Source organism: Paenarthrobacter sp. Y-19 (assembly GCF_029223985.1).
Classification (GTDB): domain Bacteria; phylum Actinomycetota; class Actinomycetes; order Actinomycetales; family Micrococcaceae; genus Arthrobacter; species Arthrobacter nicotinovorans.
In genome coordinates, this window is record NZ_CP119414.1 from 1674637 (window position 1) to 1695943 (window position 21307).

General features: G+C 63.1%; 19 protein-coding genes. 7 read left to right on the plus strand and 12 right to left on the minus strand.

Features of this window, described 5'->3' with window-relative positions:
* Position 1: 1 nt before the first annotated feature.
* The gene (locus PYR64_RS07755) at positions 2–457 is read left to right on the plus strand and encodes an Lrp/AsnC family transcriptional regulator (RefSeq protein WP_039241455.1); all 456 of its coding nucleotides are present in this window, start codon (positions 2–4) and stop codon (positions 455–457) included.
* On the opposite strand, the gene PYR64_RS07760 is transcribed toward PYR64_RS07755, so the two are convergent.
* From PYR64_RS07760 to PYR64_RS07770, 3 genes are read right to left on the minus strand one after another with little or no spacing between them, the layout of a single operon-like run.
* Positions 432–1868, minus strand: a complete 1437-nt coding sequence (locus tag PYR64_RS07760; RefSeq protein WP_275779252.1) for an aspartate ammonia-lyase — start codon at positions 1866–1868, stop codon at positions 432–434. The two genes, PYR64_RS07755 and PYR64_RS07760, sit on opposite strands and share 26 nt — an antisense overlap.
* Positions 1865–3280, minus strand: coding sequence for an aldehyde dehydrogenase family protein (locus PYR64_RS07765; protein WP_275779254.1), 1416 nt, complete (start codon positions 3278–3280; stop codon positions 1865–1867). The genes PYR64_RS07760 and PYR64_RS07765 overlap by 4 nt, the downstream gene beginning before the upstream one ends.
* Entirely contained in the window at positions 3273–4319 is a 1047-nt protein-coding gene (locus PYR64_RS07770; RefSeq protein WP_189075638.1) for a homoserine dehydrogenase, read from the minus strand. The genes PYR64_RS07765 and PYR64_RS07770 overlap by 8 nt, the downstream gene beginning before the upstream one ends.
* Positions 4320–4469: 150 nt before the next feature.
* Here PYR64_RS07770 and arr point away from each other — a divergent pair, with 150 nt between their 5' ends.
* Both arr and PYR64_RS07780 read left to right on the plus strand, forming a co-directional pair.
* Complete coding sequence (gene arr, locus PYR64_RS07775; protein WP_275779257.1) at positions 4470–4880, plus strand: NAD(+)--rifampin ADP-ribosyltransferase; 411 nt, start codon at positions 4470–4472, stop codon at positions 4878–4880.
* Positions 4849–5217, plus strand: coding sequence for a Rho termination factor N-terminal domain-containing protein (locus PYR64_RS07780; RefSeq protein WP_275779259.1), 369 nt, complete (start codon positions 4849–4851; stop codon positions 5215–5217). Before arr ends, PYR64_RS07780 begins: the two co-directional genes overlap by 32 nt.
* A gap of 183 nt (positions 5218–5400) precedes the next feature.
* Here PYR64_RS07780 and PYR64_RS07785 read toward each other — a convergent pair whose 3' ends face one another.
* A complete protein-coding gene (locus PYR64_RS07785; protein WP_275779261.1) occupies positions 5401–6849 on the minus strand; it encodes an SLC13 family permease in 1449 nt (482 codons plus the stop codon).
* 12 nt (positions 6850–6861) lie between these two features.
* A complete protein-coding gene (locus tag PYR64_RS07790; protein WP_039241094.1) occupies positions 6862–7980 on the minus strand; it encodes a PrpF domain-containing protein in 1119 nt (372 codons plus the stop codon).
* Between the two features lie 234 nt (positions 7981–8214).
* On the opposite strand from PYR64_RS07790, the gene PYR64_RS07795 reads away from it, so the two are divergent.
* A complete protein-coding gene (locus PYR64_RS07795; protein WP_018779668.1) occupies positions 8215–9153 on the plus strand; it encodes a LysR family transcriptional regulator in 939 nt (312 codons plus the stop codon).
* 94 nt (positions 9154–9247) lie between these two features.
* Here PYR64_RS07795 and PYR64_RS07800 read toward each other — a convergent pair whose 3' ends face one another.
* The 7 genes from PYR64_RS07800 to PYR64_RS07830 all read right to left on the minus strand — a co-directional run bounded on the left by PYR64_RS07800 (position 9248) and on the right by PYR64_RS07830 (position 16366).
* The gene (locus PYR64_RS07800; protein WP_039241096.1) at positions 9248–10375 is read right to left on the minus strand and encodes a Gfo/Idh/MocA family oxidoreductase; all 1128 of its coding nucleotides are present in this window, start codon (positions 10373–10375) and stop codon (positions 9248–9250) included.
* Positions 10372–11145: a ThuA domain-containing protein gene (locus tag PYR64_RS07805; protein WP_039241098.1), complete on the minus strand. Its 774-nt coding sequence runs from the start codon at positions 11143–11145 to the stop codon at positions 10372–10374. Before PYR64_RS07805 ends, PYR64_RS07800 begins: the two co-directional genes overlap by 4 nt.
* A 32-nt stretch (positions 11146–11177) precedes the next feature.
* Positions 11178–12032, minus strand: a complete 855-nt coding sequence (locus PYR64_RS07810; RefSeq protein WP_039241100.1) for a carbohydrate ABC transporter permease — start codon at positions 12030–12032, stop codon at positions 11178–11180.
* A gap of 7 nt (positions 12033–12039) precedes the next feature.
* Positions 12040–13026, minus strand: coding sequence for a sugar ABC transporter permease (locus tag PYR64_RS07815; protein WP_039241102.1), 987 nt, complete (start codon positions 13024–13026; stop codon positions 12040–12042).
* Positions 13027–13036: 10 nt separating this feature from the next.
* Positions 13037–14272: a sugar ABC transporter substrate-binding protein gene (locus PYR64_RS07820; RefSeq protein ID WP_039241104.1), complete on the minus strand. Its 1236-nt coding sequence runs from the start codon at positions 14270–14272 to the stop codon at positions 13037–13039.
* Between the two features lie 118 nt (positions 14273–14390).
* Positions 14391–15413, minus strand: a complete 1023-nt coding sequence (locus tag PYR64_RS07825; protein WP_193590486.1) for a LacI family DNA-binding transcriptional regulator — start codon at positions 15411–15413, stop codon at positions 14391–14393.
* A gap of 140 nt (positions 15414–15553) precedes the next feature.
* Positions 15554–16366 carry a hydrolase gene (locus tag PYR64_RS07830; RefSeq protein WP_275779268.1) on the minus strand — a complete coding sequence of 271 codons (813 nt, stop codon included), beginning with the start codon at positions 16364–16366 and terminating at the stop codon, positions 15554–15556.
* A 170-nt stretch (positions 16367–16536) separates the two neighbouring features.
* On the opposite strand from PYR64_RS07830, the gene PYR64_RS07835 reads away from it, so the two are divergent.
* From PYR64_RS07835 to PYR64_RS07845, 3 genes are read left to right on the plus strand one after another with little or no spacing between them, the layout of a single operon-like run.
* The gene (locus PYR64_RS07835; protein WP_018779660.1) at positions 16537–17589 is read left to right on the plus strand and encodes a 3-oxoacyl-ACP synthase III; all 1053 of its coding nucleotides are present in this window, start codon (positions 16537–16539) and stop codon (positions 17587–17589) included.
* Positions 17583–20279: an alpha/beta fold hydrolase gene (locus tag PYR64_RS07840; RefSeq protein WP_275779270.1), complete on the plus strand. Its 2697-nt coding sequence runs from the start codon at positions 17583–17585 to the stop codon at positions 20277–20279. Before PYR64_RS07835 ends, PYR64_RS07840 begins: the two co-directional genes overlap by 7 nt.
* On the plus strand, positions 20276–21301 hold the full coding sequence (locus tag PYR64_RS07845; protein WP_275779272.1) for an NAD-dependent epimerase/dehydratase family protein: 1026 nt from the start codon (positions 20276–20278) through the stop codon (positions 21299–21301). The genes PYR64_RS07840 and PYR64_RS07845 overlap by 4 nt, the downstream gene beginning before the upstream one ends.
* Positions 21302–21307: the final 6 nt, after the last annotated feature.

Below are 21307 nucleotides of genomic sequence, written 5' to 3' on the forward strand. Positions count from 1 at the left end.
CGTGCCCGGAAGCCCACGTGATGGCATAGATGCCCAGATTCTGGCGGAGCTTCGGCGCAACGCCCGCATCAGCCTGGCGCAGCTGGGCGAGAAGGTACTCCTGTCCCGCAATGCCGTGCGGCAGCGGATCGAGCGGATGGAGCGTGATGGCTTCATCAAGGGCTACACCATCAGGGAGTCTGCAGCTGAGGCCACCCGGACCGTGAATGCCGTGTTGATGATCCAGCGGCATGACCGCATGCGCGGCAGTGATGTCATCGCCGGCCTGCGGGCCATTCCCGAAATCGCTACCTGTGATGTGGTAAGCGGCGAGCTCGATCTCATCGTCCGGGTCGAGGCTCCGGACGCGGCAAGGATCCAGGAGATCTGGAGGCAGGTTTCTGAGTTCCCCGGAGTCCGTGACATCACTACCGCGTTGTCACTCTCGACGGTCATTGACAGGCAGTCACCACGCTGATCGCATCCCCGCAGGAATCGGTGGCCATCAATCTTTCCGCCTGCTCGGGCTGGAGCAGGCCCTCACTGACAGCGATGTCGATGACACTCTGTCCTGAGACGAGTGCCCTGTGGGCGACCCCGGCTGCCACCGCGTACCCCAGGACGGGCAGCAGTGCCGTGGCCTGGGCCGTGGACGCGCGTGCCCTGGACCGAAGCAGTGCTTCGTTGGCTTCGACGCCGGAGACGCATAGCTCGCGCAGGACGTGGCAGCCGTTGGTCAGCCAACTCAGTGACTGCAGCAAGGCGTGGGCGATGACCGGCTCGAACGCGTTCAGCTGAAGCTGTCCGTTGTCGGCTGCCATGGTGACAGTGACATCGGCGCCAGCGACTAAGAACGCAATCTGATTGATGACCTCGGGGATGACCGGGTTGACCTTGCCGGGCATGATCGAGGAGCCCGCTTGCCGCGGAGGCAGCCGGATCTCAGCGAGCCCTGTCTGGGGTCCGCTGGATAGCAGGCGCAGGTCACTGCAGATTTTGGAGAGCTTGATGGCAGTGCGTTTGAGTGCCCCGGAGAACGTCATGAACGCCCCGGTATCCCAGGTTGCTTCAACAAAATCGTGGGCACGGGTCAACTGGACCCCGCTGACCGCAGAAAGCTTGTCGATGACCCGCTCCACATACCGCGGGTCCGCGGTGATGCCGGTGCCGATCGCTGTGGCGCCCAGGCTGCATTCGCGCAGCAGGGCGGCTGCTTCGCGAAGGCGGCGCTGGTCTTCCTCGAGCGTGACAGCAAAGGCAGTGAATTCCTGCCCGAGCGTCATGGGCACCGCGTCCTGCAATTGCGTGCGTCCGATTTTGGGGATGTCCGCGAACGCCTGGCCTCGCTCAGCGAACGCCGCGGACAGCAGGGCCAGATGTTCGAGGAGGTCCTCCAAAGCGAACACCAGCGCCAAGCGCACTGCCGTCGGATAGACATCATTGGTGGACTGGCACTTGTTGACGTGCCCGATCGGGTCGATGACTCCGTAGGACCCGCGGGGATGACCCAATGTCTGCAGCGCCAGGTTGGCGATGACCTCGTTGGCGTTCATGTTCGTCGAGGTTCCTGCCCCGCCCTGGATGACGTCCACGGGGAACGCATCGTCGACCTCGCCGGAGGCTACTGTGTCGCAGGCCGAGGCGATCGCGAGGCCAATATCGTCCGGGATCAGGCCCAGCTCGGTGTTGGTCAGGGCCGCGGCCTTCTTCACAACCGCGAGGGCGCGGACGAGGTGACGGTGGGTTCCGAGCTGGAGGCCGCTGATGGGGAAATTGAGGATCGCCCGTTCGGTGTGGATGCCCCAGAGGGCGGATGTAGGAACGGCCAAGGAGCCCAGGCTGTCCCGTTCGATCCTGATCCTGGTTTCATGTCCGGTGCTGGTGCTCATGAGGCGATCGCGATGACTTTGGGTTGGGTCATTTCCTCGTAGGCGAAGTGGACCCCTTCGCGGCCCATGCTGCCGTACTTCGAGCCGCCGAACGGCATGGCATCGTGTCGGTAGTCGGAGGAATCGTTGATCATGACACCGCCGGCGTCGATGGCTTTGGCGGTCTGCAAGGCCCGGTTGAGGTCCTTGGTGAACACGCCGGCCTGCAGCGCGTACTCGCTGTCGTTGGCCAGTTCGATGGCTTCCTCAGCGGTGTCGAACGCTTCAATAAGGACGACAGGTGCGAACAGTTCCCCGCTCCAGGCCTCGCAGGTCCGGGGCACCCCGGTGAGCACGGCAGGGGTGAGGACCGGCCCGTCAAGGGTCCCCCCGGTCAGCAGTTTCGCCCCGGCCGCTACGGCCTCATCGATCTTCCGTTTCGCTTCGGCGGCGGAGTCGTGGCTGATCATCGGTCCGACATCGGTGTGTTCGTTGCGGGGGTCGCCGGTTTTCAGCGCGGCGGTTTGGGTGACAAAGGCCTCCAGGAAGGTCTCGAACACTGAGCGTTGGACAAGGATCCGCTGCGCGCCGATGCAGTTCTGACCGGCTGCCCAGAACGAACCGGACACACTGGCCTCGACGGCTGCTGGGATGTCGGCGTCGTCGAAGACGATGACGGGGGCATTACCACCAAGTTCCATGGAAAGGCGCTTGATTCCGGCGTTCGCGGCGATGGCTCGGCCCGTGGCGAATCCTCCGGTGAACGAGACCATGCGGACCAGCTTGGAGGAGATGATGGTTTGCGCGACTGTCCGGTCACCGAGGACAACGGTGACGAAGTCTGAGGGAAGACCGGCCTCACGCAGCAGGTCCACCAGGAGAATGGCGGTCAAGGGTGTCAGTTGGGAGGGCTTGAGGATGACCGTGTTGCCGCCGGCGATAGCAGGGCCGAGCTTGTGGGCCACCAGGTTCAACGCGTCGTTGTAGGGCGTAATCGCCGCGATGAGCCCAAGTGATTCACGGGTGAACCAGCCCTGTCGGTTCTCCGAACCTGCGAAGGAATCGAACGGGACGACTTCGCCGACGTTCCGGCGGGTTTCCGCCGCGGAAAGCTTGAGTGTGTTCACCGCGCGCGAGACTTCCTTGCGGGCCTGCTTGATGGTTTTCCCTGCCTCGGCGACAATCAGCTCCGCGACCTCTTGCGACCGCTGCTGCAACAGTTCCGCAGCGGAATCCAGAATCCTGCCACGCTCGTGGCGCGGCATGGCCGCCGCTGCCGGAGCGGAGGCCGCGGCACGGATGAGCTCGACACGTACCTCCGCCTCAGTGCACTGGGGCAGGGTGGCCAGGGGGCCGCCGTCGAACTTGTTACGCACCACCAAGTGCTCGGCGACGGCTTTCACGGGAGACTCGGCAATGGCTGTCTCAGGCACGGACGGCTCCTTTGGCGAATTCGTCGACGGCGATGATGTCGGAAATGAGGGCGTAGGCGGTTTCGACGCGACCAGCGCCCGGGCCGGACACGGTAACTGCACCGAGCAGGTCGGTGGTGAAGGACACGGCATTGGTGGCACCGGAAATGCCAGCCAACGGGTGATCCGCCGGGAGGGCTACGGGCTGGACGGTAGCGACGATGCGGCCATCTTCTTCACGGCGTGCCTCGCCGATCAGCTTCCACCGGGAGCCGCCCGCCAAGGCCTGGGTAACGTCGTCGCTGGTGATGTCCTGGATTCCGGTGGTCTCCACATCGCCGGGGCGGATGCTTGCCCCCAGCAATTCGTTGGCCAGGATCGCGACCTTCAACCTGACATCGGAGCCTCCAATGTCGGCGGTCGGATCAGCCTCGGCATAACCGAGAGCCTGGGCTTCGGAAATGGCTTCATCCAGGCCCAATCCGGCTTCCATGCGGCCAAGCACGTAGTTGCTGGTCCCGTTCAGGATCCCCTGAACCGCGTTCAGTTCCAGACCTCCGAGCATCTTGTGCGCCAGACGGATGACGGGTGTTCCGCTCATGACAGCGCCTTCGTACTCGAAGCGGACGCCGTTCTCCGCTGCTAGTGTGCGAAGTTCCTGGCCGTGCAAGGCCACGGGACCCTTGTTGGTGGTCACCACATGCTTGCCCGACTCAAGGGCCCACTTCACATGCGAAACGGCGGGTTCCCCGTCAACGGGACTGGTGAAAGTTGCTTCGACGACGATGTCTGCCGGGCTGTTCTTGATGACGTCCTCGTTTCGCGGGTCCGGGCTGCCGCCGGGGAGACCCTCGAAGGTCGAGCCTCGCGGCATGGCCAGAACCGAGGCCAGATCGATGCCCTCACCTTGGACAAGCGAACCAAAAGCCAGGTCGGTGATCGCTACGACACGGAGCTCGAAGCCGAGGGAAGCGAATCGTCCGGGTTCATCGCGGATCAGCTCGGCCAGGGCGCGGTTCACGCCTCCGAAACCAATCAGGGCCAGGTTGTACGTCGTCACAGTGATCTCCTTGATAGGGCGGTAATGCTGTTCCTCAAGCCTCTAACCCGGGAGTGTCAGTTCCCTAGGTACAAAACGCTCGTCCGGCATGACGAAACGACCAAAGAAGCGCGCTTTTCGCCCCTTCCGGCCACCCAATAAGCTGTAGCTGTGAACGAGCTTCCGGATACTGGCCCCTTTTTTCACGGCACTAAAGCCAGGCTCCGCACAGGAGACCTGCTGCGGGCGGGCTTCAGGTCGAACTACCGTCCCGAAGTAGTGATGAACCATATCTATTTCACGGCGCTGCGGGACGGGGCAGGTCTCGCTGCGGAACTCGCGGCCGGTGAGGGTGAGCCGCGGGTGTACGAGGTGGAGCCGACCGGGACGTTCGAGGACGATCCAAACGTCACGGACAAGAAATTTCCGGGAAATCCCACCAGGTCCTATCGGAGCACTGCACCGCTGAGGGTGGTCGGTGAGGTCACGGACTGGACGCGGCTCGCGCCGGAGGCCCTGCAAGCCTGGAAGGACCGCTTGGCAGCAATCCTTGCCGACGAGCGCGGCGAGATCATCAACTGACGGAGAACAGGACAGCCAGGACAGGCAGCACCGGGATGCGCAGAGGCCATCCGTGGACGCTTGTCGAGAAGTACCAAGCATGCTTGGTTACGAGAAGGTGGGGGACCACTGGGAGCCCAAGGAAGAGCGAGGTCCTTCGGACGCCCACGCCGAAGGGGGCGTCGATTCGCCCATGCCAACGGCAGGGGGAGTTGATGCCAATGCTTCCAAGGGCCACCTATACCAACTGGCGCAACAGCTTGGGATCAGTGGCCGTTCGAAGATGTCCAAGGACGAACTCGTGCAGGCGTTACAGAAGGCCAATGATGCGGCCACACGGAAGGCCAGGGAGAGCTGAGCGGGGTTGGACATGCCTTTGGCAGGGCCACCGTGTGGTGGCCCTGCCAAAGGTGCGTTGGCATCCAGTCCTGCGCCCGTCCTTCGGGCTACCTGTTGCGATGGTGTGCAGGATGTGATTCCGAACGCCCGCCGGGAGTGTTGGTTTCGGCGGGTCTTGGAGGCTCGGTGCCGCCGGAGTCCCCTACATGATTCCGGTCGGTACCAGCAGGCCCCAGGCCAGGGCCGGGGCGACGAGGACCACGCCGCCCGCGTAGGCCATGAGCTGCTTGTAGACGCGCTGGCGGTCGTCTTCACGGGCGTTGGCCACAACCAGTGCTCCGTCAGTGGAGAAGGGGGACACGTCCACCACGGTTGCCGCAATGGCAAGGGCTGCCACCGTCCCTGAGGCGCTGAGCGAGCTTGTTGCCAGCAGCGGTCCGGCCAAAGGAATGAAAGCCGTGAGGAGGGCGGTGGAAGAGGCGAAAGCTGAACCGACGCCGATCACGTAGCAGAGGACCAGTGCGATGAGCAGCGGTGCCCCGAGCGCGAGCGCTTGTTCGGCGAGGGTGTCAATGACGCCGACGTGCTGGAGCAGTGAGACGTAGGTGATCATGCCTGCGACCAGAAGAACGGTCGACCAGGAGACCCCGCCGATGAAGGTCCGGTGTTCCTTGATGTTGACCAGGGCCAGCAGAAGTCCGGCGGAAAGCGCCACGAAGCCGATGGGCATGTGGAAGCCCAAGGCGCAGACGAGCATGGCGGCAATCAGTGCAAGCGTGAGGAGCTGCTGGCCGTGGGGGCGTGCAGTGCGCGTCGTGTCGAGGTCGGCGTGCTGGCCGGCCGCGCCGTCGCGGAGCTTTCCGAACAGGGCGAACAGAACCACGGTGAGGACGGAGAGGATGAGGTTGAGCGCGAAGCTTGCCCCGAAGAGCGCACCCTGCGAGATGGGGAAGCCGTTCTTCACTGCGATGTCGTGAACCAGGACGCCGGCTACGGACAGCGGGGAGAATCCACCCGCGTGGGCGCCGTTGATGATGAAGGCGCCCATCAGGACGGGGTGGATGCGTGATTCGTAGGCCAGTCCGATCGCTGCTGGGGCCAGCAGGGCGACGGCGGCGGGGGAGAAGGTGCCCAGTGACGTCAGGGCTGCGGCCAGAAGGAAGAACACCCAGGGCAGCAGCAGGGTTTTGCCCCGGACCAGCCGGACGCAGGTCTGGACGATGATGTCGACGGTGCCGTTGCGCTGGGCCATGCTGAAGAAGTACGTCACGCCAATGATGGTGATGACGATGTTGGCGGGGAAGTCAGCAAGGATTTCCTTATCGCTCATGCCAAGCATGAAGTAGCCGACGCCGAAGGAGGCTACCAGCCCCATCACTCCGATGTTCAAAGGCCACTTCGTGGCGACGACGAACATCACCACGAGTATGACCAGCGGGATGATCTGCGTGGCGGTCATGGTCGGCTCCGATTCAGGGGTGGCCGCCGGGTTGAACAGGGCACCCCCGAACAGGATGGCGACCAGACCCAGGATGACGGAAGCGGCAACCGTTACCAGCAGGATACGGCGGCGCGTAGTGGGACGCTTGGAACTCTCGTCCTTGATATCGCTCTCGGCGTCGGGAGCTGGTTGGTAAATAGTCTTAGCCATGGTGTTCTCTCCTCATCGAGTGGCTGTTTCCAGTGAGGCTTCGACGGCGTTGCCGAGAGTCTCCGGGAGGTGGATGATGCTGGTGGCGATGGTGCGGGCTGTCCGGTCAACGCCTACCAGGATGGAGCCTTGGTGCTCCTCGCTCCAGGTTTCGATGACACCGGCAGGTGTGCGGAGCTTCAGCGTTGGATGGACTGCGTTGCCGGTTATGGCGTTGAGTACTGTTCCGGGTGTGCGTGCGGCGAGCGTCAGGGCGATGCTGCCGGTGATGGCCAAGGCTGGATGCGGCTTGCCCATGGAGAGCATCATGACGTTGACGTCGCAGTCCGGACCTGAATCGCCGGGAGCGCCGACGATTGCCAATTTGGGTACGGCGCGGGCTGCTTGCGCAGGAGTCGCTGCCATCCCCATGCGCACTGCTGCCTGGCGGCGAATGGCGTCCAGTGTTTCCAGATGCTGCTCCACGTGTTCCGTCCACGTGTCGTAGCGGGATATGTCGAGTCCGAGGTCTTCGGCACGGACGATGACGACCGGGGCGCCGGCATCCACCATCGATACTGTCCAGGATTTCCCGCCGGCAAGAACCGTTTCGCTTGCCGTCCCCGTGGGTAGCAGCTCTCCGGTGGTCTTACCTGCCGGGTCCTGGAAGCCGAGGCCCACTTTGAAACCGGGAAAGGCAACGCCTGGCATGTGCGCGTCCGGAACGATGGGCAAGGCTCCGGAGGGAGTGGCCACCTGTTGGATGATGAGCTGCCCGGTGTTGGTATTGCGGGTGACAATTCGAGTGGTGTCTCCCTTTGGGGTGACCCAGCCCTTTTCGATGGCATAGAGACCCACTACTGCTGAGCAGTTTCCGCAGTTGCTGCCCCAGTCCACGGTGGCTTCTTCGATCCCTACCTGGGCGAAAGTGAATTCCACGTCAACGGAGGGGTCTGAAGGGCGGCGAAGGATCATCGCCTTGCTGGTGGTGGAGGTAGCGCCGCCTACCCCGTCGATTTGCCGTGAATCGGGGCTTCCAAAAAGGCGTGGAAGCAATTCGTCAAGGTCGATGCTCGTTTCGTTCAGGGTTTCGGTCTCGAAGACCCAGCACTTGCTGGTGCCTCCACGCATCCATTCCGCTTCTATCTTCATCTGTCCTGCACTCCTTCTGCCGTTACCCGGCGGGCTCTTCAATCAGCATGAGCCGGATCACACATGAAGACAATGTGCAATATCTGAAGGAGTATGTAGCATTGCTTCATTCACTGACGGAGCATGGCTGAATCGATGATCTTCATCGGAGATGGGACAGTTGATCGGGCTTCCTGCCGCGCGCTGAGGCAGGGGCGTGTATAGAATGAACCAATCATTCAGAAGGGTGCAGAAATGCTTAACGATGAAGCCCGTGATTTATATGATCTCCGCAGGCTCGCCTTGCTCGTGGAGGTTGTCGAGCAGGGATCCATCACTGCCGCGGCAGACACCATGATGTACACCCCGTCGGCAGTATCGCAGCAATTGCGCAAGCTCGAGCAAGAGGTGGGGCAGCCGCTGCTGAACCGACGCTCCCGTGGTGTGGTTCCCACCGAAGCCGGCCAAGTACTGGCAGGCCATGCGCGGAAGATCGTCGGGCAGATCCGGGCAGCACAGTCGGACCTGGACCAGATCGCGGGTCTGCGGCGGGGGTCCCTGACGATTGGTACCTTTCCCACGCTCGCGGGATCTTTCCTCCCCGTGGTGATCCGCGCCTTCAAGAAGAGGTACCCGGCCATCAGCCTGTCGGTTCGAAGTGCCCGGTTCGATGAGTTGGTTTCGGACCTCGAGTCCGGAGTAACAGGCCTCTGCCTGCTCTGGGACTACCCTTGGAACCCCTTCGAAGACGACTCCATCAGGACCACCGAGGTTTTCCAGGAGAGCACCGTCATCCTCGTCGCCAAAGGACATCCGTTGGCCGACCGTGACGAAGTAACCATGGGCGAACTCAGGAAAGAGTCGTGGATTGTCCGCGCTGATGCCCACCCCGTAGTGGAGGTTCTCCAGCGGTCCGCACACGACGCCGGCTTTGAACCCACCATTGGTTTCCTGGCCAATGACTACCAGGAAGCCCAAGCCATGGTGAGCGTCGGAATGGGCGTAGCCATGGTGCCCAAGACAGCTGTGGCGCTGCAGCATCCCGACGTCAGGGTCCTGGGCCTTGGCGCCGGCGCGCCCCTGCGACGCGTACTGCTGGCCCAACGTCAGGACAAGGTGTACGCACCGGCGGAAGTGGCGTTCCACACCACGCTTCTTGAGATCGCCCGCGAGCGGGCCGGCGAGTACCTCTGACGGGTTCCGGTCGCCCTGTCGAGCTGCCGTCAACGCATCTGGCGAGCCGCCGTCGACGCACGACGGCGACCTGCCGCCGTCGTGCGTCGACCGCCTACAGCCTGACGCTTTGACCCGTCAACGCGTTGCGTACCGAGGGCCACGATTGCAGGACCCCCCGGACGTCGGGATTCAGTTCGGCGCGGAGCGCCTGTTGGTAGGAGTCTTCCAGCAGTTCATCCACGGAGATGCGGGCACCCGAAGAAGCGCTGAGGATGGCTGCTTCGACCATGGCCAGGCTCATGATGTTCCGGTGGACGCGTCCCATGGGGTTGCTTCCAGTGCGGACAGCAGAGACGAAGTCGCGCAATGACCCAGCGATTTCCTGTCCCGGATCCTGTTTTGGTTCGAAGGTGCCGGGAAGCGAGGAAGTTGGGTGCGTGTCACCGTCCCAGAGCACAGTTCCGTGTTCGCCGCTGATCCGCCACGAGGCGTTCCAGGACGTTTCCTGTCCCGGGCTGCACCAGCTGCCGGTGAACACGAAACGCTCGCCGCCGCTCATTTCGAAGATGGCGGTGGCCCCGGCGTCGCCGCGATACCAGCTCCAGGAAGGGTTGTATTCCTCGCAGAACACCGAGACGGGATCGGCGTCGAGGAGGAAGCGGGCCATGTCGAATTGGTGTATGGCCATGTCGAGCAGGAGCGGATGGTCCATCGCGTCACGGAACCCGCCGAAGTGCGGTGCCTTGAAGAACTCGGCTGAGACGATGCCGACCGGCCCCACGGACGATGACAGATGCTTGGCCTCAAACAGGTGCTTGTTGTAGCGGCGTGACTGGCTGACCATGAACAACTGGCCATGCAATTCCGCGGCTGCTGCCAGGGAAAGACCCTGCGCCACGGTGGACGCCACGGGCTTTTCGCCGAGGACCGGCAGTCCGGCAGCCAGCGCTTCGGTGGTGACCGGGTGATGGGCCGCCGGGACGGTGACGTTGATGACTGCCTGGGCGCCGACGTCGAACGCCAACTGTGCGGTGCGCGCACCGACCGGGAGGTCGGGACGGCCCAATGACGCGGCAGCCGCACGCGCGGCTTCAAGGTCCAGGTCAACGATGCCGACGAGCTCCACCAGTGGCGATTCCTCCACGGTACGGAGCCATGCCTGGCCCATCCCTCCGGCGCCGACAACGATGACGCGAAGGCGGTTCCCGTCGTCTGGGATGGTGGCAAAGGGGGTGTTCACGCGTTGGCTCCCTGGTAGCTCTTGCCGTTGAAGAAGTCGTTGGTGTCGTAGCGGAGCAGTTCCGGGACGGCGCGTTCCGGGCGGTCGGTGACGGCCCATTCGACGGCGTTGGCGATCACCTTTCGGATGTCCTTGTGGTGGTACACGGGGTAGTCCTGGTCACCGGGGCTGAAGAAGAAGATCTTGCCGTGGCCCCGACGGAACGTGCACCCGGAACGGAACACCTCGCCGCCGCTGAACGAGCTGATGAACACGAGTTCTTCGGGCGTGGGGATGTCGAAGAACTCGCCATACATCTCCTGTTCAGGGATGACGATGGGGTGCGGAACGCCTTTGGCGATGGGGTGGGTGGGGTCGACGGTCCAGACGAGTTCACGGTCCTGCTCGGAGCGCCACCGCAGTGTGCAGGAGGTCCCCATGAGCTTGGTGAAGATCTTGGACCAGTGGCCCGAGTGCAGCACGATCAGCCCCATGCCGGCCAGGACGTGCCGGTGGACGCGTTCGACGATGTCGTCGTCGACGTCTGCATGGGACATGTGGCCCCACCAGGTGAGGACATCGGTGGAGGCCAGCACTTCTTCGGTGAGGCCGTGTTCCGCTTCGTCCAGCGTCGCTGTCCGGACCTCGACGTCGGAGCCCAGGTTCTCCTCGATACCTGCCTTGATGGCGCCGTGCATTCCCTCGGGGTAGAGCTTCGCGACCAGTTCGTCGCGCTTCTCGTGCCGGTTCTCGCTCCACACGGTGACGCGGATGGGCTTGATGTCAGACATGGTGATGCTCCTTGTTAGTGATGAGGGGCGGTCTACTTGACCGCGCCGCCGGTGGTCCCCGCGGCGATGTATTTCTGGGCCGCGACCAAAAGGACGATGGCCGGGATGGAGGCGAGTACCGCCGTCGCCATGACCGAACTCCAGTCGTTCACATACGCGCCGATGTACTGGAAGATGCCCAAGGTGACCGGCCGGACGGCCTCCGTGGTGGTCAGGGTGAGGGCGAACAGGAAATCGCTCCACGCGAACAGGAACGTGAACAGGCCCGCGGTAATCAGCGAGTTTCGGCTCAGCGGAAGGACGATCGACCAGAACGCCCGGAGATGTCCGGCGCCGTCCACCCTTGCCGCTTCGATCACCGAGGACGGCATGCCGTTCATGAAGGCGCGGATAATGAGGATCGCGAAGGGAATGCCGTGCGCCGAATCCGCGAGTATCAGGCCCGGGATGGAGTTGAGCAAACCGAGGTCGTTGTACGCGGTGTACAGGGCGTTGGCCACCACGATCCCCGGAATCATCTGGCTGATCAGGATCGCGAAAAGGACTATTCCGGCGCCGCGGACCTTGAAATAGGCCAAGGCGTACGCGGCCGGGGCCGCGATGGCAAGGCTTAATGCCACGCTGCCCAGCGAGATGATCAGGCTCGTCCCGAGGTTCCCTGCCTGTTCGCTGATGGCCGTGGCGTAGCCGGTGAAATCGGGTTTCAACGGGATCCAGGAGGTCTCCAGGGTGGTGCCGTTGGGCTGGAGCGAAGCGTTGACCATCCAGTACACGGGGAAGAGCATGATGGCCAGGAAGAACAGGGCCAGCGCCGTGTAGCCCCAGTTCCTGCGGCCCGGGGTGCTTGCTGCCTTGCGGCGTATGGGTGCATGCAGTGCGGTTGTCATGGGGTCCTCACTCGTCCACGGCGCGTCGGCTGGCCCGCAGGTACAAGACCGCGAAGACCAGGGAAATGATTACCAGCACGTTGCCCAAAGCCGCACCTTCACCAAACTTGAACTCGTGGAACGACAGATCGTAGGACTGCGTGGCGATGGTTTGGGTGGAGTTGGCCGGGCCCCCGTTGGTCAGGCCCAGGATGATGTCCAGCACCTTGAGTGTGTACACGACCCCCAGTACCAAGACCACGCTGACCACCGGGCGGAGCATGGGCCAGGTGATGTGCCGGAACGATTTCCATCCGGTGGCACCATCAAGGGATCCGGCCTCGTAGAGCTCATCCGGGATCTCCTGAAGACCTCCGTAAAGAATGGTCAGGTTGAACGGGATACCAATCCAGATATTCACACCCACCACTGCAACCAGGGCCAGTGACGTACTGGTCAGCCATGGAACGCCGGTATCAATGATGCCGATGTCTCCCAGGAAGCGGTTCAGTGCTCCGCTGTCTTTGTCCAGGATCCAGCGCCACACGGCGCTGGAGACAATCAGCGGCAGCAGCCAGGGGAGAAGAAGCAGGGACCTCAGGATGCCGTTGAGCGGAAACTTGCGCTGGAAGAAGATCGCCAATGCGAGCCCGATCACGAACTGCCCAAGGATGGAGCCGATGGTGAACAGTGCGGTATTCAGCAACGACGTGGAGAATAACGACGACGACAGTACCGTCACGTAGTTGGCGAACCCCACCCACGGGGCTTCACCCGTGAAGAACGTGGCCGTGGTGTAGTCCTGGAAACTCATGACGACGTTCTTGACCACGGGGTAGCCGAAGAACAATGCCATGTAGATGACGGCCGGTACGAGGAACAGCCACTGGAAAAAACGTTCCTTGCGTTGGCGGCCAAACCGCCGCGGACCCCGTGGGGTCACCCGTGAGTGCTCCTTGGGCGGGCTCCCCGGGGGGAGTCCCGCTGTTTCAGATACATCCGTTGTCAATGACATGGCCGGCTGCTTACTGGCCCTGGGCTTGCTTGAGGGCATCAGCGGGGGAGGCATTGCCGGTCAGTGCGGTTTGGATGGCGGTGTAGATCTTGGTGGCTTGCGCCGGCCATTCTTCGCCGAGTTCTCCGGTTCGTGCGCGGGCTGTCTTGATCAGTTCAGTAAACGTTGCGAGCTTGGGATTTTCGCTGGCGAACTTGTCGGCCAAGGTGGTCTTGGACGGAATCGTGTTACGGACCTTGGCCATTGCCAACTGGTTCTCGTCGCTGTTCAGGCAGGCAACCACTTCGGCAGCCTTGGCCTGGCGGGCTTTGTTTCCTGTCTGGGGCACGGTCCATACTTCGCCGCCGAGAGGGGCAACCGCGGTCTGCCCGGCTTCACGGACGGGGATCTTCACGACGCCGTATTGCAGGGTTGGCTGCTTGTCCAGGGCCGGGATCTGCCACGGACCGTTGACCATCATGGCCGCCTTTCCTGCCATGAACTGGTCCTTCACATCCGCCTGGGTCCAGTTCAGTGCCGATGACGATACTGAGCCGCTCTTGACCAGGTCGGTCCACAGCTGGAGCGCCTGCTCCGTCTCCTTGGTGTCGATCTTCTTCTCGTCGCCGCCGTTGGACCACATGACCGGAAGGAACTGCCAGGTGCCCTCGTAGGTGGGGTTGGCGTTGAAGGCCAGCCCGTACTGGTCTCCCGCGGTGAGTTTCGCCGAGGCGGCCTTGAGTTCGTCCCAGGTGGTGGGAGGCGTAACGCCGGCCTTGTCCAGAATGTCCTTGTTGTAGAACAGGGCGATCGTGTTCACTGTGGGAGCCAGTCCGTAGACCTTGTCCTTGTACGTTCCGGCACTCAGGACGCCTTCGGCAAAGTTGTCGGTACTGATCTTGAAGTCCGACAAGGGAGCCAGGGCACCCGTCGCGGCTATCTGCTGCAAATCAGGGTTATCCAGCATCAGTACATCCGGCAGGGTCTTGGACGACGACTGCTGGAGCACTTTGGATATGAGTGATTTGCCGGGGACGGTCTCACGCTTGATGGTGACCCCTGCTTTGGTACCACAAGCAGTGAGGGCATCGCCGATGAATGACTTGTCCGGTTCGTTGTTGTAGTAGTCCATGACCGAGACCTCGGTGACGGCTTCCGAGGATGATGCTGCGGAGGAGGAACCGCAGCCGGAGAGGGCAAGCGGCAATCCGACCAAGGCAGCGACGGCCAGGGCGGTGGGGCGGGTTTTCCTATGTGCTGACTTCATTGTCTGTTCCTTTTTCTTCGGGTGATCAAGGTAGTTGCGGCATCATCGATGCGTATCGACGATGCGTATCGATAAAGTTGTTGATACTGGAATGGGGCAGGGTTAATGCGGGAAAATGCTAGCTGCCGTGGGGTGGACGGAGCGTGCTGCCACGGTGCGTAACCACCGTGGGTACCAATTCCAGGGATTCGTGTGGTCCCGGAGTTCCGGTTTCGAGGAGTTCGCAAATAATTTGTACAGCGCGCCGTGATACTTCCTTCGGGCGCAGATCGATGGTTGAAAGTGGCACGGGCTGCAGTTCGGCAAGGGTGGGAGAAGCGCTGCCGATGATGGAAACGTCCTTGCCGGGCGTTAGGCCACGCGCTGCCAGTGCGCGGCGGAGGATGTCCTGGATGGTGCGGTCAGGCGCAATGAAGGCCGGCACACCCTCCGCGGCGGCCAGCGCTTTGTCCACGGAATCCGTGATGGTTGCCACGTCAGCCCCTCCCGGGAAGTGCTGTACGGACACCCCCACGGATTCGGCTGCTCGGTCAACTCCGCGCATGAACCGGTCAACGTAATTCACGTGGCGGTTGACGACCGCCGGCTGCCATTCGATCATCGAGATGACTGAGTGTCCTGCGGCTGCCAGGTCACGGACGCATTGGCTGCCTGCCATCTCGAAATCCGCATCGATGCAGACCAGTCCGGAGGGATCCCGGGGGATGCCAATGAGCAGCACGGGGACATTGAGTGTCCTCGCTACGGGAAGCCGTTCGTCCTCGTCCTCCACCTGCATCAGGATCAAACCATCACAGATCTGCTGGCCCACCACCCTGCGGAGTCCTGCAGCGCCTTCGTCCTCGGTGACCAGCAGGATGTCGTGATCGAACTGCCTTGCTGTTGAGGCAATCACGGAAACGAATTCCATGAGGGAAGCCATTTCCAGCTCTGGAATGAAGGGGATGACCAAGCCGATCACGCGCGTCCTGCGCCCGGCCAAGGCGCGGGCCCCGGCGTTCGGCTGGTACGTCAGCTCTTCGATGGCAGCTTCGACTTTTTTCCGGGTCTTTTCGGATATGGGGCGCTTGCCGCTCAGGACGTACGACACCGTACTCTGTGCAACGCCGGCGGCCTGGGCAACGTCCTTGCTGGTGGGCATTGCCAGGCCTCCTCAAGCTCTGTTGAACGGTGATGTGCAGTGAACAAAAATGATGTTGTCGATACGTATCGTCGATGCGTATCGAAAAAAGTATGACATGCGACACATCATTCGTGCAATGCTTTGGTGCAACCGCGTTGTCAGCTCAGGTGGTCAAAGTCGCCCCGCGCCCACGCGGCATGCCGCGCGGCGGAGTTCCGAAGAACAGTTTTTGCGTCGGACCGGATGACGTTGTTGAAGTTGCCGTAGATCCGGTCAAAGGTCAGTTCGTCCAGCTGGGCGGCGATCCGCAACGCCACAGAACCTGACAGCGGCAAGTGGTTGGGGTAGCTCCGCATGAAGGAAACGGATCGGCGGTCCGGATTGGGAAAGACACTGTCGCCGGACAGCAGGACTCCTCGACCTTCGGCCCCGGCTGCCCAGTGCACCACGGCGCTGCCGCGAAAATGGCCTCCGGTCTGGTGGAGTGTCAGCCCGTCGGCAATGTCGAACGTTGAGGACCAGAAGGAGACCGCGGGATCCTGACGTCCCAGCCACTCCCTATCCGCTTCTGGCACCAGAACCGGAATTCCGCCCAGCCGTTGTGACCATTCCACCTGTACTCCGTACATATGCGGATGGCTGGCCGCGACGGCCAGGACCGGCCCGCGTCCAAGGACCATGTTCACCGCGTGGTCGTCCAGGTATCCGGGTGGATCCCACAACAGCGAACCGGCGGGAGTCACGACGAGTTGGGCCGTCTGGCCGATACCGACTTTCGGTTGCGTTCTGATTCCCATTAGTCCTGGTTCGTTATCTACCAAGACTGATTGCTGGCCGGCAGCGGCCAGCCCCTCCAGGGAAAGCCACTGCTGTCCGGCTTCGGGCACGTATTGCCGTTCGTCGGTGCAGATGGGGCACAGATCGGGTACGGGTTCCTCGCGTTCGACAGCGCACGCTGCGCAGATCAACATGGCTTCTCCTCCCTGGGCGTCTGCCCACACTATGCCAGCAGAAAGTCCTCGTGGAAGGGGCGCCGTGGGGATCGTCACGCATGAAATCGGGTGCCAAATATGCGCGACGGGGTTTTCACCTGCATAGTTAATGTCTTGGGCTTGCATCGATGGGTACAGTCACCGCAAGAATGCAAGACGGAAACGAACAGGGGCTCGACTTGGCAGGGAATGCAACCTTCCGGCACAGCAATACCGCATTGCTCTCGGTGAGCAGCGTTGAAGCTCCCAGAATTGTGAGTTCGACGGATTTCGACCATAGGTTGGCTGCCACGCTGAAACGGCTGAAGTTTCCGCCGCGGTTGCTTGAGCGCGTGGCCGGAGTGACGCATCGAAGGTGGTGGGCAGCCGGTACGTCCTTCGACGATGCAGCAGTGGATGCCGGGGCAAAAGCCTTGGCCGAGGCCGGCGTCGAAGCTTCCGAAGTCGGCCTGCTCATCAACACCTCGGTGACAAGGCGCAACCTGGAACCCTCTGTTGCCGTGAAGATCCACCACGAGCTGGGCCTGCCGTCGTCGGCCATGAACTTTGACCTGGCCAATGCCTGCCTGGGTTTCGTGAACGGCTTGATCCTTGCGGCCAACATGATCGACTCCGGCCAGATTAAGTACGCCGTGATCGTCAATGGTGAAGATGCCCAAAGTACCCAGGAAGCTACCTTGGCACGCCTGCAGCGGCCGGAGACCACCCGGGACGATTTCAACCGCGAATTCGCCACCCTGACACTGGGATCCGGCGCCGCCGCCGCTGTCCTCGGCCCCGCGAACGAGCACCCGGGTGCGCATCGGCTGGTGGGCGGAGTGATGCGGGCCGGCACCGAACACCACGAACTGTGTGTGGGCGGCATTGACGGCATGAGCACCGATACGAAGGGCCTGCTTGACGGCGGCCTTCAACTGGTGGTGGATGCCTGGCACGAGGCCATGCCCGACTGGGACTGGGCTGCCATGGACCGCTACGTGACCCATCAGGTCAGCAATGCCTATACGCAGGCCATCATCAATGCCATCGATCTCGACCCGGACAAAGTCCCCATCACCTTCCCGCACTGGGGCAACGTTGGCCCTGCCTCCCTCCCCATGACTCTCGCGGCTGAGGCCCAGTCGCTGAGTTCCGGTGACCGGATCTTGTGCATGGGGGTGGGCTCCGGTCTTAACGCGGGGATGGTGGAGATCGTTTGGTAGCCACCAGCTGGCCAGGCGTGGATCCTGCATGGTCCCGGTCAATTGACGTCACGTCAACATCGGCAGTGGATGCTCCCGGCACCACGCGGCGCTGGCACATTCTGGACAACGGTGCCCAGCTTGCCAGACAGGGACTGACCCCCATTGGCACGCTGCTGTGCGTTCATGGCAACCCAACCTGGTCCTATTTGTGGCGGACTCTGTTGTCTGCCGGATCCAACCCGGCCCATCCGTGGCGGGTAGTGGCTGTTGATCAACTGGACATGGGGTTTTCCGAGCGAACCGGCACCTTCCGCCGCTTGCAGGACCGGATCAACGATCTTGGCGACCTGAGCGATGCCTTGGACCTCCAAGGACCGGTCACCACAGTAGGTCACGACTGGGGTGGAGTGATCAGCCTCGGCTGGGCGCTGGCGCACCAGGAACAGCTGGCCGGCGTGGTCCTGACGAATACCGCGGTCCATCAGCCGTCCGGTTCGCCCATCCCGCCGGCACTTCGCCTCGCTTTGCACCCTGCGGTGCACCGTTGGGGAACCACGACATCGGACGCCTTTTTGCGTGTCACCCATTCCCTCGCGCACCCACCACTGGCTGCCGATATTCGCAAGGCCTACATGGCGCCCTATCGTGGCGTGCAACGACGGGCCGGGGTGGGTAACTTCGTAGCCGACATCCCGGTAGATGCAACGCACCCCAGTTTCCCGGCTCTGCAGAGTATCGCGGAGGGCCTCCGTGGCCTGAAGGTCCCGGCGCTCATGATGTGGGGCCCAAGGGATCCCATCTTCTCCGACAGGTACCTCAAGGACCTCATCGACCGGCTCGCGCACGCGGATGTGCACCGCTTTGAAGGTGCCGGCCACCTGGTGGCCGAGGATCGGGACATTGCGTCACCACTCTTTCAGTGGCTTGCCGGGAATGCACCGACCCCTTCAAGCCAACAGGCTCTTTCCAGCCACTCAAGCCTGCCCGACCCAGGCCAGCAAAGTGCCGAGGGGAACGGCCCGCCCCGGTTCCGTCCGTTCTGGGATTCTGTTGACGTGTTGGCAACGGGAACGGCCAGTGCAGAAACTGCTGTGGCCGAAATGGGTCCGGACGGCACTGTCAGCCGCTCGCTGACATGGCACCAGCTGCACCGGAACATCCTGGACCTCGAGGCAGGACTGCGGGACATGGGCGTCGGTAAGGGAAGTCGCGTGAGCCTGATGGTCCCTCCCGGTGTGGATCTCACGGTCACCCTGTATGCCTGTTTGCGCCTCGGCGCCGTGGTAGTGGTTGCTGATGCGGGTCTGGGAACCAAAGGCCTGAGCCGGGCGGTGAAGGGTGCAACCGCGGACTTCATCGTCGGTATCGACAAGGCCCTGCTCGCGGCATCGCTGCTCGGGTGGCCCGGACGGCGGATCAGCGTGCGCGACCTGCCGGCCGTGCGGCGTCGTACCTTCGGGGTGGAAACCTCACTGGACGCCCTAATGCGGCGGGGAGCCGCGAGACCGGCAGCACAATCACCGGAATCAAGCGATCCCGATGCGCCGGCCGCAGTGCTTTTCACCTCCGGTTCCACCGGCCCCGCGAAAGGGGTCCTCTACACGCACCGCCAATTGACGGCAATGCGGGATACCGTAGCCGGGACGTTCGGCATCAAGGAAGGGTCCCGGCTCGTTGCGGGGTTCGCACCGTTTGCCCTCTTGGGCCCGGCGCTTGGCGCGGTTTCCGTCACTCCGGACATGGATGTTACGGCCCCCCGGACCCTGACGGCGCGGGCCTTGGCTGATGCTGTGACTGCCATCGACGCTACGGTGGTCTTCGCCGCGCCTGCGGCCCTCCACAATGTCGTGGCCACCGGCGACGCCTTGGACGAAACAGGGCGTGCGGCGTTGGGCCGTGTCAGCTTGCTCTTGTCCGCCGGGGCGCCGGTGCCCGAACCATTGCTTGTTGACGTGCAGAAGATCCTGCCGGGAGCGTCGTTGCACACCCCCTATGGCATGACGGAGGCACTCCCGGTCACGGACATCAGCCTCGAGGAAATCCAGGCGGCAGAAGCGGAAGCGGCAGCCGGATCTGTTCCCGGTGCCGGGAACGGCGTGTGCGTCGGAACGCCGGTGCAGGGTGCCCGCTTGGCAATCATCCCCTTGGAAGCGGACGGTACGGCGTCCGGGTCGGTTCCCGTCACAAGCCCGGGCGTAACCGGCGAAATCCTGGTGAGCGCGCCGCATGTCAAGGAAGCCTATGACAGGCTTTGGCTCACCCAGCAGGTGAGCGTCAATCCTGCTGGATGGCACCGCACCGGTGACGTAGGCCATTTCGACGCCGTTGGGCGGCTTTGGGTGGAAGGCCGCCTCGCCCACGTCGTGACCGCGCCCGGCGCTGTGGTGACACCGGTGGGCGCTGAGCAAGCCATTGAACGGTTGGAGAGCATCCGCCTGGCTGCGATCGTGGGAGTGGGGCCGGCCGGCACCCAGGCTGTTGCCGCCGTCGTCGAAACTGTCCCGCCTGTCCGCAAAGCGGGTCCGGCCACACCGCAGCTTGCCAGCCACGTCAGGCGCGCGGCGCATGATGCCGGCGTCCAGGTGTCGGCCGTCCTGGCGGTACCTGCCCAGCCGACCGATATCCGGCACAACGCGAAGATCGACAGGGCCCGCTTGGCCCGATGGGCTTCGCGCGTCCTGGCCGGCGGCCGTCCGGGAACGCCATGAGGGTCCTTGTCACCGGTGCCAGCGGGCTGCTCGGGGGCGAAGTAGCCCGCTTGCTGGTCCGGCAGGGCCATGACGTGACCACCTTCCAGAGACGGCCTTCCGGAGTTGTCGGCGCTGTGGATGTTTGCGGATCTGTGACGGATGGATCCGCCGTCATGCGCGCCGTGGACGGCACGGAAGGGATCATCCACCTGGCTGCGAAGGTCTCGTTCGCCGGCCGTGCCGAGGACTTCCATGCCATCAACGTCGAAGGAACCCAGCGTCTGATTGACGCCGCGCGGGCGGCCGGAGTGGGGGACACCGTGTTTGTCTCTTCTCCATCGGTTGCGAACTCCGGGCAGGCGATCGCCGGTCTCGGCGCGGAAACGGCCGACCCGTTGCGCGCCCACGGCTACTACTCACGCACCAAGGCGGAAGCAGAGCTGCTTGCCTTGGCCGCGGATTCTCCGGGCTTCCGGGTTGCCGCCGTCCGGCCACACATTGTGTGGGGTCCCGGCGATACGCAGCTGGTGGAGCGCGTCCTGGCGCGGGCCAATAGCAACCGCTTGCCCCTCCTGGATGCCGGTGCAGCCCTCATCGACACTACCTACGTGGACAATGCTGCGTCTGCGATTGTTGCCGCCCTGCACCGGATGGATGCTGTTCATGGCAGGGCCGTGGTGGTCAGCAACGGTGAGCCGCGACCCATCGGCGAGCTGCTGGCAGGGATATGTGCTGCGGGTGGCGTGCAGGCGCCGTCGTGGACAGTACCGGGTGTTGCAGCGAGGGCGGCAGGAGCCGTGGTTGAGAAACTGTGGACGTGGGCAGCCCGTAAGGAGGAACCTCCCATGACCAGGTTCCTTGCCGAGCAGCTTTCAACAGCCCACTGGTTTGACCAGCGTGAAACCCGCCGGCTCCTCGATTGGTCGCCGGAGGTGTCCCTCGACGAGGGGTTGGCCAGGCTTGCGGAGTATTACGGGCAGGGAAGGGGCGGGGCTGCAAGCAGGGCAGCTGCGGGAGCTCCGCCTTGGACAGGACGCTGAACCTCT

Bases quoted from the DNA above. Each gene is read 5' to 3' on its own strand.
- PYR64_RS07845 (WP_275779272.1), top strand. From the start codon at position 20,276: ATGAGGGTCCTTGTCACCGGTGCCAGCGGGCTGCTCGGGGGCGAAGTA.
- PYR64_RS07820 (WP_039241104.1), bottom strand. From the start codon at position 14,272: ATGAAGTCAGCACATAGGAAAACCCGCCCCACCGCCCTGGCCGTCGCT.
- PYR64_RS07795 (WP_018779668.1), top strand. From the start codon at position 8,215: ATGCTTAACGATGAAGCCCGTGATTTATATGATCTCCGCAGGCTCGCC.
- PYR64_RS07760 (WP_275779252.1), bottom strand. From the start codon at position 1,868: ATGAGCACCAGCACCGGACATGAAACCAGGATCAGGATCGAACGGGAC.
- PYR64_RS07830 (WP_275779268.1), bottom strand. From the start codon at position 16,366: ATGTTGATCTGCGCAGCGTGCGCTGTCGAACGCGAGGAACCCGTACCC.
- PYR64_RS07810 (WP_039241100.1), bottom strand. From the start codon at position 12,032: ATGACAACCGCACTGCATGCACCCATACGCCGCAAGGCAGCAAGCACC.
- PYR64_RS07825 (WP_193590486.1), bottom strand. From the start codon at position 15,413: ATGCCCACCAGCAAGGACGTTGCCCAGGCCGCCGGCGTTGCACAGAGT.
- PYR64_RS07805 (WP_039241098.1), bottom strand. From the start codon at position 11,145: ATGTCTGACATCAAGCCCATCCGCGTCACCGTGTGGAGCGAGAACCGG.
- PYR64_RS07785 (WP_275779261.1), bottom strand. From the start codon at position 6,849: ATGGCTAAGACTATTTACCAACCAGCTCCCGACGCCGAGAGCGATATC.
- PYR64_RS07835 (WP_018779660.1), top strand. From the start codon at position 16,537: ATGCAAGACGGAAACGAACAGGGGCTCGACTTGGCAGGGAATGCAACC.
- PYR64_RS07815 (WP_039241102.1), bottom strand. From the start codon at position 13,026: ATGTCATTGACAACGGATGTATCTGAAACAGCGGGACTCCCCCCGGGG.
- PYR64_RS07790 (WP_039241094.1), bottom strand. From the start codon at position 7,980: ATGAAGATAGAAGCGGAATGGATGCGTGGAGGCACCAGCAAGTGCTGG.